This is a genomic window from Blautia sp. HA3515 (genome assembly GCF_059933065.1).
In genome coordinates this window covers 23783-30276 of the sequence record NZ_JAYFUY010000148.1, presented here as the reverse complement: position 1 = coordinate 30276, position 6494 = coordinate 23783, and the positions used below count along the sequence as shown (strand labels likewise).

10 protein-coding genes are annotated in these 6494 nt (G+C 43.9%); all 10 read left to right on the top strand.

What is annotated here, in order from left to right:
- Positions 1-127: 127 nt before the first annotated feature.
- The 10 genes from R1Y93_RS12050 (at position 128) to R1Y93_RS12005 (ending at position 6493) form a co-directional block, all read left to right on the top strand.
- Complete coding sequence (locus R1Y93_RS12050) at positions 128-370, top strand: hypothetical protein (protein ID WP_500822985.1); 243 nt, start codon at positions 128-130, stop codon at positions 368-370.
- 10 nt (positions 371-380) lie between these two features.
- A complete protein-coding gene (locus tag R1Y93_RS12045; protein WP_500822984.1) occupies positions 381-779 on the top strand; it encodes a CdaR family protein in 399 nt (132 codons plus the stop codon).
- Between the two features lie 11 nt (positions 780-790).
- Positions 791-1054 (top strand): HPr family phosphocarrier protein, encoded by a 264-nt coding sequence (locus tag R1Y93_RS12040; RefSeq protein WP_500822983.1) that lies wholly within the window; start codon positions 791-793, stop codon positions 1052-1054.
- Between the two features lie 11 nt (positions 1055-1065).
- Positions 1066-1644, top strand: coding sequence for a hypothetical protein (locus tag R1Y93_RS12035; protein ID WP_500822982.1), 579 nt, complete (start codon positions 1066-1068; stop codon positions 1642-1644).
- On the top strand, positions 1565-2182 hold the full coding sequence (locus R1Y93_RS12030; RefSeq protein WP_500822981.1) for a hypothetical protein: 618 nt from the start codon (positions 1565-1567) through the stop codon (positions 2180-2182). The genes R1Y93_RS12035 and R1Y93_RS12030 overlap by 80 nt, the downstream gene beginning before the upstream one ends.
- Positions 2109-3251 (top strand): L,D-transpeptidase family protein, encoded by a 1143-nt coding sequence (locus R1Y93_RS12025; protein WP_500822980.1) that lies wholly within the window; start codon positions 2109-2111, stop codon positions 3249-3251. The genes R1Y93_RS12030 and R1Y93_RS12025 overlap by 74 nt, the downstream gene beginning before the upstream one ends.
- A gap of 468 nt (positions 3252-3719) precedes the next feature.
- A complete protein-coding gene (locus tag R1Y93_RS12020) occupies positions 3720-5033 on the top strand; it encodes a glycoside hydrolase family 25 protein (RefSeq protein WP_500822979.1) in 1314 nt (437 codons plus the stop codon).
- A complete protein-coding gene (locus R1Y93_RS12015; RefSeq protein WP_500822978.1) occupies positions 5005-5280 on the top strand; it encodes a hypothetical protein in 276 nt (91 codons plus the stop codon). The genes R1Y93_RS12020 and R1Y93_RS12015 overlap by 29 nt, the downstream gene beginning before the upstream one ends.
- A 72-nt stretch (positions 5281-5352) precedes the next feature.
- Positions 5353-5865: a hypothetical protein gene (locus R1Y93_RS12010; RefSeq protein WP_500822977.1), complete on the top strand. Its 513-nt coding sequence runs from the start codon at positions 5353-5355 to the stop codon at positions 5863-5865.
- Entirely contained in the window at positions 5798-6493 is a 696-nt protein-coding gene (locus R1Y93_RS12005; RefSeq protein WP_500822987.1) for an ATP-grasp domain-containing protein, read from the top strand. The genes R1Y93_RS12010 and R1Y93_RS12005 overlap by 68 nt, the downstream gene beginning before the upstream one ends.
- Position 6494: the final 1 nt, after the last annotated feature.

The window sequence follows — 6494 nt, the reverse complement described above, 5'->3', positions numbered from 1 at the left end:
TCGCTGATCAATAAAATTGACAAAGTAAATGCTACCGTGAATGTAGACGGCAAAACAAAAGATGTGACAGAAGATGTTAGTCTTCAGATTATTGATAAGAACCAGGACAGTCTTACTGACGAGCAAGATGGCATATCTGACCATTGACAATCCTAAGGTAACAGTTACCACCAAGTTTTGGAAGATCCGTACAGGTGTGAAGCTGCGTGCCGGTTATACAGGAGAAGCGGCAGATGGCTATCAGGTAGACAGTGTGACTACAGTGCCTGACACCATCAGCATTGCAGGTACTGATGAGGCATTAGAGAAGCTGAGACTGGAGGATAATACATTGTGGATCTCAGGAGATGGTGTAGATATCTCCCGGTGAGAAGAGTGATATGGAAAAGAAGGTAAGCCTGAAGGATGTGCTTCCTGAGGATACTAAGCTTACAAGCGGAGCCAGCGAGGATGTGCTGGTGCGGGTATCTATCCTGCCTGTTGGCAGTCGTACCTTCAGTCTTCCTGCCAATGAGATCGAAGTGGATAACAAACCTTCTGATCTGCAGTTCGCTTTTGACACAGATAGTATCAGTGTGAAGGTAAAGGCTGTAGACGGGGATATTGATGAGTTTGATGTTTCAGATATTAAGGCATCCATTGATCTGGATGGAAAGACAGAAGGAAGCTATGAAGTGCCTGTAACAGTGAAGCTGCCAAAGGGCTATGAGCTTCTGGAGGATGTGACCACAGATGTGACGATCTCAGAGATCTCCAATGTGGAAGATAATAATGGATAAGGGGTGATAAAATGGTAAGTCAGAAAGTAACTGTGAACAATCCATCAGGACTGCATTTGCGTCCGGCAGGGATCCTGTGTAAGGAGGCAATCAAATTCAAATCATTGATCACATTTACATTCAGTGGGGGAACTGCAAACGCCAAAAGTGTACTGAGCGTGCTTGGGGCATGCGTGAGGTGCGGAGATGAGATTGAGCTGGTGTGCGAAGGTGCAGATGAAAAGGAAGCACTGGAAGCATTGGTAAAAGCAATTGAAGGCGGATTAGGGGAATAAGGAGATCTTAAGTGAAAAAAAGAATTGTATCTATGCTTTTGTGTGCAGCTATGTGTATGACGGCTGCACCTTCTGCTTATGCTATGGAAGCAGATTCTTTTGCGGAGACTGCTGCAGAAGGATCAGATGAGGGGTTTGAGGATTTAACTGCTGTACCATCAAAGGAGGCAGGTGAAACAGGTACTGAGTTAGAAGCTGTGACAGGAACTGAAGCAGGAACTGAGGCAGAGACTGAAACAGAGACTACTACAGAGATTACTGATATTGGTCAAGATGAACTGACTGGGGCAGATGTGCAGGAGAGCACTGTACAGGAGGAACCGTCCGCTGATGCGTCCGGACTGGATGCAGACAGCCAGGAAAGCCTGTTTAATGATGGGAATGTTTTTGCTGGAGAGGATCTTTCGGCACAGGAAGCAGGTAATACTTCCGGAAGCTGGCGCTGGGATCAGACAACTGGTGCTTTTTCCTATTATGACCCTTCAGGGAAGCAGGTGGCTCTGTCTCAGCTTGATCAGTGCAGATGCCAGGGCACAGGGGAAATACACAGGGTATTATCTGATCGATGGAAATTATTATTGCCTGGATGAGCATGGAGTTCCACGTACAGGTATGATCCCGCTTACTGTGAACGGTGTGACTTCCACCTATTATTTCCAGGAAGAAAAAGATGCTTATGGTATTGCTGGCAAGATGTTCTATGGCGGATGGCTTTGCCAGCAGACAGATCAGGGAGAGAAGTGGCAGTTTTTTAATACTGGCAGAGACAATGCGGCCGATCTGGGGAAGCTATATGAGCATGGAACTATTGTTACCAAACTGGATCCTGCTGTAAAAGGGAACAGATCTTATCTTCTGGATAAGAATGGCTATATCCTTAAAAATGCCATGAAGAAGGCTGAGAATGGCAAGTATTATCTGACGGATGCCCAGGGGCAGATCTATATCAATAAGATCGTCACTTATAAGGGCAGCAAGTATTATGTGGGCAAGTTATGGCAGCCGTGCAACATGGAAGAATTGCTGGCATCGTTGTACAGGTGCGGGGAACCGGATGTATTATTTCGGGAAAACGCCTGGGAAGATCGTCAAAAAGACCGGCTGGCAGAAGGTAACTGTAAATGGTAAATTTTATGGATGGTTCTATTTTACAAAGAATGGAAACCATTATAAGAATAAGCTGCTGAAGTCCGGTTACTATTTCAGAGAAAACGGAAAGCTTGCCAGCGGTATGTATAAGGTTGGGAAGAAGACATACTTCTTTACACCAAGTACTTCATCCAAAAGGAATGGCAAAATGGTTAAGGGACGTCTGGCAACAGACGGTACCAACTGGTATTATGCATATAAGAGCGGTGTACTTCGCAAGAGCGGATGGCAGCAGGTGAAGGGCAATTCCTATTACTTTAAAAATTACAAAGCAGTTCGTAATACATTTATCAAAAAAGGAAGTACATACGGATATCTGGACAATACAGGAAGATTTACAACCGGATGGGTGATTGAAAATGATTCAAAGAATCTGGTTCGGTATATTGACCCATCTAAGAAAGGCTTTGTGAAGAATACGTCCTGTGTGATCGATGGTCTGCGCTATTACTTTGATGCAGACGGTTACAGGATCAATGATGTGACTGACCGTGTGGCAGGACCATATTCTGTGACAGTAGACCGTGTGAACGGTGTTATGACGGTTTATAATTCCAACCGTACCATTCCGGTGAAGAGTATCCGTGTTTCTGTTGGCCTTCCTGAGACACCTACCCCGGTAGGTACATTCAGGCTTAGCCGCAGCGCCAGATGGCAGCCGTTGATGGGAAATTCCTGGGGACAGTATGGAACGCATGTAACTGGCAATGTTCTTGTGCATTCCGTACCGGGAGGCAGCCCGGATGTATATGCGCTTCCGGCAGGATTTTACAATATGCTTGGAGAGCCTGCTTCTCATGGATGTATCCGTGTATGTGTAGCAGATGCCAAGTGGGTTTATGAGAACTGCAACGGATCTGCGATTACTGTTTTTGATGGCACAGCCAGGAGCGAAGAAGTATTTAAAGGACCGTTGGGACGCAATCCGTTGGTAGCTTTGCGTGCGCCATACACTTTTGATCCTCCGGATTCCTTCGATTACACAATAAACTACAATGGGAGATGTTGCTGCGGCAGCATCTCCTTTTTACAGAAAAGCAATCATTGAAAGATATGTTTTGATTTGTTGCATTTTGTAGAAAAGCTATGTTTATATATCAGGGCTTCGTTTTCGGATTTCTCCCGTGCGCTTATTATTTCTGAGATTTGCCAAAACTCACGCCTACGGCGTTCAGACACTGCAAATCTCAGAGAAGCTAGCACAGTCGAAATCTGCGAAAGCCTCGCATGATATATAACCATAATGCTTTTCTACAATGCAACCAGAATGATTACTATTTTGCCTATGATTATGTTTTCTGTATCTGTTTTTTGTGGTGATTGGGGGATAGTTTGGAAGCACGGCGTGGAAAATCTTGTTGAAATTAAGGGGATTCCTATGTATAATAAACAAGTAACAAAAATGTAATAATTTTGATAAGGTTTGATAGATATTTAGAAAAAAGGATTTTTAACCATAATTCAAAGGTGTTGAATTACAAAAAGATTTATTAAGAAAGGATTTGGAGGGTATAAAATGAAAAACTGGAAAAAATGGCTGACCTGCGGGATGCTTGCAATGGCATTAGGAACAGCAGGGATTTCTGGAACGAAGGATGTAAAAGCAGAAAGTGTGAATCCGGCATTACTGCGGCAGAACGTAGCAGAAGGAGAAGAGGTTCCACAGGTAGGAGCTTCCAGCTCTTCTGAGGTGGACAAGCGCGCATGGAGACGGATCAACGGTGTGTGTTACAATGGCAGCGGCGCAGAAATCCCCGGAGTGGTAACAAGAGGTATCGATGTATCAGAATGGCAGGGGAAGATCAACTGGCAGAAAGTGAAAAATTCAGATATTGATTTTGCCTTTATCCGTATTTCCTCTGGTACAGATTATATGGATAAGTATTATGACTATAATATGAGCTCTGCCAATGAAGCAGACCTTCCGGTTGGAACTTACGTATACAGCAAAGCCACCACTACCACTGCAGCTTTAAAGGAAGCACAGCTGGCCATCAGTAAGATGAACGGCTACAAGGTTTCCTATCCGGTTGTATATGATATTGAATATTCCAAAATGGAGTCTTTATCGAAGAACCAGATCGCAAGAATGACCCTTGCTTTCTGTAATGAAGTGAAGGCTGCCGGATATACGCCAATGGTTTATATGAATACCCACTGGTACAAAGAAAAGGTGAATATGAGCATGCTGTCCGGACTTGACGTATGGATCGCAAGCTATAGCGATAAGAATCCTGCACCGGACAGAAGTGTATACAATTATGGGATCTGGCAGTGTACAGCCGGGAATCTTGGAGAAGGTTCTTACATGCGTACTACCAAAGGGCTGGTAGCAGGTATTCCTAAAGAGAATAATGTGGACCTGAATTATGGCTTTGTAGATTATACTACACGGGTGACGCCCAGATGGTCAGCAAGGGAAGGATATACCCCTGCAACAGAAGCGTCTACATCCGATATATCTGTAAAAAACGGCTGGTATACAGAAAATGGCAGACAGTGTTATTACATCAATGATGAGCGTGTAAAAGGCTGGAAACAGATTAATGGTAAATACTATTACTTCCATCCGGTATCCGGTAATATGTACGTGAACAGCCTTGTAAAAGTAAATGGTGTAGTGTATTATGTGGACAAAAATGGTGTACGTACTGCTAATCGCTGGGTAACAAAAAGCGGCAACAAATATTATATTGGCAGCAGGGGCATTGCATTAAAGGGCAGCCAGAGGATCAAAGGAAAATACTATTTCTTTGATCTGGACACCAGGATCATGTACAGGAATAAAAAGCTGGTACGGAATGGCAGGATATTTCTATTTCGGAAATAATGGCGTAAGATTTAACGGAGGATTTAAGACGATCCGGGAAAATGGAGCGTATAATACCTATTATTTCCAGAAGAACGGACAGGCAAAGAAGGGCTGGCTGAGATTAAACGGTAAGAAATATTATTTCTATCCTTCCGGTGACAAAGCAGGCGTATGTGCAAAGCATACAAGAATCCGGACGGCCAGCGGAATGATCTATGTGTTTGATAAAAATGGTGTCTATGTGAGACGATATAAGAGAAAATAAAGAAAAACAGGTCAATACAGCCTGCAAATAAAAGTCAAGGAAAACATACGCAAATAAGGATAAACAGGGACTATGAAGAAAATTGTGATCATCGGAGCAAATGATTTTCAGCGCCCACTCATAAGAAAAGCCAAGGACATGGGTTATCAGACCCATGTCTTTGCATGGAGAGAGGGTGCAACAGGAGCAGCAGATGCTGATTATTTTTATGAGATCAGTATTACTGAAAAAGAAAAAATATTGGAGATCTGTAAACAGATCCAGCCGGATGGAGTAGCGACTATTGGCTCTGACCTGGCAAACATAACGGTACAGTATCTGGCTGAAAGGCTGGGACTTCCAGGCAATTCAGAAGAGTGTATCAAAAACTCTACCAACAAGTATGCCATGCGGAAGGCCTTTCTTCTGGCTGGGATCCCTGTACCTTTTTTTACCATCGTGGAAGAAGAGGACAAGGTACAGATACCGGAATATCCGGTGATCGTAAAGCACTACAGACCGTTCAGGGAGCAGGGCTATCACAAAGGTAAACAGCCCAAGGGAACTGAAGGCTGCTATCACTGCCGCAGTCAGTCAGTCCTTTGAAAAGAAAGCCATTGTGGAAGGCTATCTTTCCGGGGATGAATATAGCATGGAAACCATAAGCTTTGCAGGACAGCATCATTGTCTGGCTATTACAAAGAAATATACCACAGGAGCACCTCATTTTATTGAAACAGGTCATTTACAGCCTGCACCTCTTCATACTGAAACAGAAGAAAAAGCAAAGAAAATGATTTTTGCAGCTTTGGATGCCTTGCAGGTGAAAAATGGCGCCGGTCACAGTGAGTTCCGTATTGATGAAAAGGGTGATATCCACATTATTGAGATCGGATCCAGAATGGGTGGGGACTGTATCGGCTCACATCTGGTGCCGTTGTCCACAGGACAGGATTTTGTAGGAATGGTTGTGGACATAGCATTAGGGAATGCGCCCACATTTGTCCGGAATCAGGAAGGAATGTATGCAGTCATTCGTTTTATCATGGATGAAAAAGATCTTCAGGCTTATTACCAATTAAAAGAAACGTGCCCAGGGATCATCCGGGAGTTTGTATTGGACAGTCAGCCTGGCTCCCATCCTATTACAGACAGCGGCTCCAGATATGGGTATTATATTGTGCAGACTGATTCTCTGGAGCAGGCACGCAAAATCCTGGGATCCGTCAGTTGAC